Source organism: Pseudomonas sp. P4_C3 (assembly GCF_056402075.1).
The window spans coordinates 1-3,450 of record NZ_JBFUIC010000386.1; the positions used below are offsets into that span (position 1 = coordinate 1).

Consider the following 3,450-nt stretch of genomic DNA (forward strand, 5'->3'; position numbering starts at 1 on the left):
GGCTTTAGCACCGTAATGATTTGGGCTGCGTTCATGACCGGCCTCTTCATGGTGTACGCCCTTAACTCCTGGTTGACCAAGCTTATGGCGATGGCTGGGTTCAGTCTTGGCTCCGCGTTGAACTTTGTGATTGTTTTCAATGTGGGGGCCATCGCCGGTGCAATTGGCGGAGGATGGTTGAGCGACAAGCTAAACATCAAACACGTACTGGTCTGCTTTTATATCGTAGGAGCAATTGCTCTAACAATTTTGGGTTATACGCGCTCAACAACTTTGCTATTTCCAGTGGTGTTCACTGTCGGGGCATCGACTCTTGGTACCCAGCTGTTGGCCTATGCGTACGCTGGGGATTTCTACCCGTCATCGATTCGTTCAACCGGCGTTGGCTTCGCGTCTGGTGTAGGAAGAATTGGCGCTATCGTCGCACCTATCCTCATCGGCTGGCTGGTATCACTAAACCTTCCGCTTGAGAAAAACTTCATGGCTATCAGCCTTGCTGGTCTTATTGGCGCTGCCGCAGTCACCATGATTAACCAGTCGCGCGCAGACTCTACTCAAGTCAGAAAGGCCCCAGCCCTGTCTAGCTAATACCGTGATGCCTCCGCCTGTAACTGAATCCGTGGACTCTAACGCATGAAAACGAATCGCTTATCCCAACCGCCAGTATCGTCTGAACTGCTTAGCCAAACGGTTGATTGGGCGATAGCTTCACGACGCAGCATTCGGGCTTTTTTGCCCACTCCTGTGCCACGCGAAGAAATTGAATCGATCCTTGATATCGCTCGATTCTGCGCAACGGGAGTGAACATGCAGCCTTGGCGCGTCCATGTTGTCACTGGAGAAGCAAAGACTCAGCTTTCATGCGCCATCGCGGAAATTGACGACAATCCGTCACTCAGCAACAACCTTGAAGACRCATACGAATATTACCCACGCGAATGGACTTCGCCATACGTGGATCGGAGAAGGAAAGTAGGTTGGGAACTCTATGGATTGCTGGGAATTGCAAAGGGTGACAAGCAGCGGATGCATGCGCAACACGGTCGCAATTACCATTTTTTTGATGCACCAGTCGGCTTGATCTTTACCATTGATCGAGTGTTAAAGGAGGGGAGTCTCCTTGACTACGGAATGTTTCTGCAGGCCGTGATGGTTGCGGCGCGAGGAAGGAAGTTGCACACCTGCCCACAAGCAGCCTTTTTGAAATATCACCACGTTATTTCGGAGGTCCTTGCTATCCCCGCTGACCAGATGCTGGTTTGCGGAATGAGTCTTGGATACGCCGACGAGACCAGTATTGAGAACACCTTGGTTACTGATCGGGAGCCGGTGAGCGCGTTTTCCACTTTTCATCACAATAATAAGGAGACAACACCATGAAACCTGGTGCTTATGAGAATGGGCTTGATCACTGCAAGGCAAACTATTTGCCCCTGACTCCACTTGGTTTTCTAGATCGCGCAGCACTTGTGCACCCGGATCGGATAGCTGTAGTTCATGGTGAACTACGCAGAACCTGGAGTGAAACTCGCGAACGGTGCTATCGCCTGGCCTCAGCACTTTCCGAAAAAGGCATGGGTTCGGGAGACACCGTTTCAATTCTGTCCCCCAATACCCCTGCCATGCTCGAGGCGCATTTTGGGATACCCCTCTGCGGCGCGGTACTGAATACAGTTAACTACCGCCTGGATGCTGAAGGAGTGGCATTCATACTTCGTCATGGGGAATGCAAGCTCCTCTTGGTGGATCGAGAGTTTGCTGCACTGGCTGATGCCGCTCTTGGACTCCTTGAGCACCGCCCTATGGTCATCGACATCAATGATCACCTGGCGCCCATTTGCAAAAGCATTGGAGACATCGATTACGAAACGTTCATCGGCAGCGGTAATCCTGATTTCGAGGGCGTATGGCCCAGTGACGAGTGGCAGCCGATAGCGCTCAACTACACCTCAGGTACAACCGGCGATCCAAAGGGTGTCGTCGCCAGCCATCGCGGCACATACCTCATGAGTATGCTGCAGATGACTAACTGGCCGCTTTCTCGGGCTCCTCGTTACCTGTGGACACTACCTATGTTCCACGCTAACGGATGGTGTTTTGCGTGGGCTATCACTGCGGCGGCCGGCACGCACGTGTGCCTGAGAAAAGTTTCCGCAGAGACGGTGTTTGAGTCGATAGATAACTATGGTGTCGACCACTTCTGTGCGGCGCCTATTGTTATGGCCATGATTGCGAACGCCGCAGACCGTCCTCCGCTTAAAACTCCGGTTCGAGTGCTGACTGCTGGTTCCCCACCTCCGGCCACAGTACTCAACGCCGTAGTCTCACGAGGCTTCGACGTTGACCACGTTTATGGGATTACTGAAGTTTCCGGCACCCCGATTAGCTGCGTATGGCAAGACGGCTGGGACGATTTAACACCGAGTGAGCAAGGCGCTTTCCGTGTACGCCAAGGGGCTCGTGCGGCAGCCTTCGAAGGCTTGATGGTCGCTGACTCCGAAACTATGCAGCCAGTACCAAAAGACGGCCAAACAACGGGTGAGCTGCTGCTCAAGGGCAACACCGTGATGATGGGTTATCTGAAGAATGAAGGCGCAACCCGAAAAGCCTTTGAAGGCGGCTGGTTTCATACTGGTGATGTAGCAGTTGTGCACCCCAACGGTTATGTACAAATTACCGACCGTTGCAAGGATGTCATTATTTCAGGAGGGGAGAATATCTCGTCCGTAGAGATCGAAGAAACCATCCATTGTCATCCTGCTGTTTTACATGCCGCAGTCGTCGCTCAGCCTGATGACAAATGGGGGGAAGTTCCTTGCGCGTTTGTCGAACTAAAAAGTGGTATTGAACCTCCCACCGAGGCAGAAATAATTGTGTTCTGCCAGGCCCGTCTTGCTCGATTCAAATGCCCTCGCAGAGTGATCTTTACGGAGTTGCCAAAAACTGCGACTGGGAAAATCCAGAAGTTTTTACTTCGAGAGCAAGCAGGCAGTCGCGATGCAATTGTCCGTTTAGCTTCAAATGGCTAGAGCGTATTCAGCTCACCCCAGGGGGAACTGAGTTGTTTGGTATGGATGAAAATTTTGGTTCGCAGATATAACTCGCACGGCGCTACCAATTAGGTAGTAAAAAACATACGCACTACAAACAAATAAAAGGTGCCTGAAGTGTTGAGCAATTTGCGCATATTCAGTTGATGCATTCGCGTGAGCGAACTCTGCGTTGGGTTCGTGTGTGTTGCGTTGGCTTGGAAGATTTCCTTGTTGCTTCTGTTACTTACAAATATAAAAAAATCGGAGCGTTATAAGTGAGCGTAAAGAAAATTTCTGCAACTTTGGTGTTTGGCAGCATTGCCCTGAGTGGCCAGGCGTTTGCTGACTTCCTAAGTGATAGCAAAGCTACCTTGGGAATGAGGAACTTCTACTTCAATAACGACAACCGTGATGGCAC

3 protein-coding genes and 1 pseudogene are annotated in these 3,450 nt (G+C 51.2%); all 4 read left to right on the forward strand.

Going from position 1 to position 3,450, the window contains the following annotated elements; genetic code table 11:
- A partial coding sequence (locus AC1DVH_RS28020; protein WP_477756524.1) for an MFS transporter occupies positions 1–588 on the forward strand: 588 nt, incomplete at its 5' end.
- 45 nt (positions 589–633) lie between these two features.
- Complete coding sequence (locus AC1DVH_RS28025; protein WP_477756525.1) at positions 634–1,380, forward strand: nitroreductase; 747 nt, start codon at positions 634–636, stop codon at positions 1,378–1,380.
- Positions 1,377–3,029: an AMP-binding protein gene (locus AC1DVH_RS28030; RefSeq protein WP_477756526.1), complete on the forward strand. Its 1,653-nt coding sequence runs from the start codon at positions 1,377–1,379 to the stop codon at positions 3,027–3,029. Before AC1DVH_RS28025 ends, AC1DVH_RS28030 begins: the two co-directional genes overlap by 4 nt.
- 278 nt (positions 3,030–3,307) lie before the next feature.
- A pseudogene (locus tag AC1DVH_RS28035) lies at positions 3,308–3,450 on the forward strand (outer membrane porin, OprD family); the annotation flags it as partial.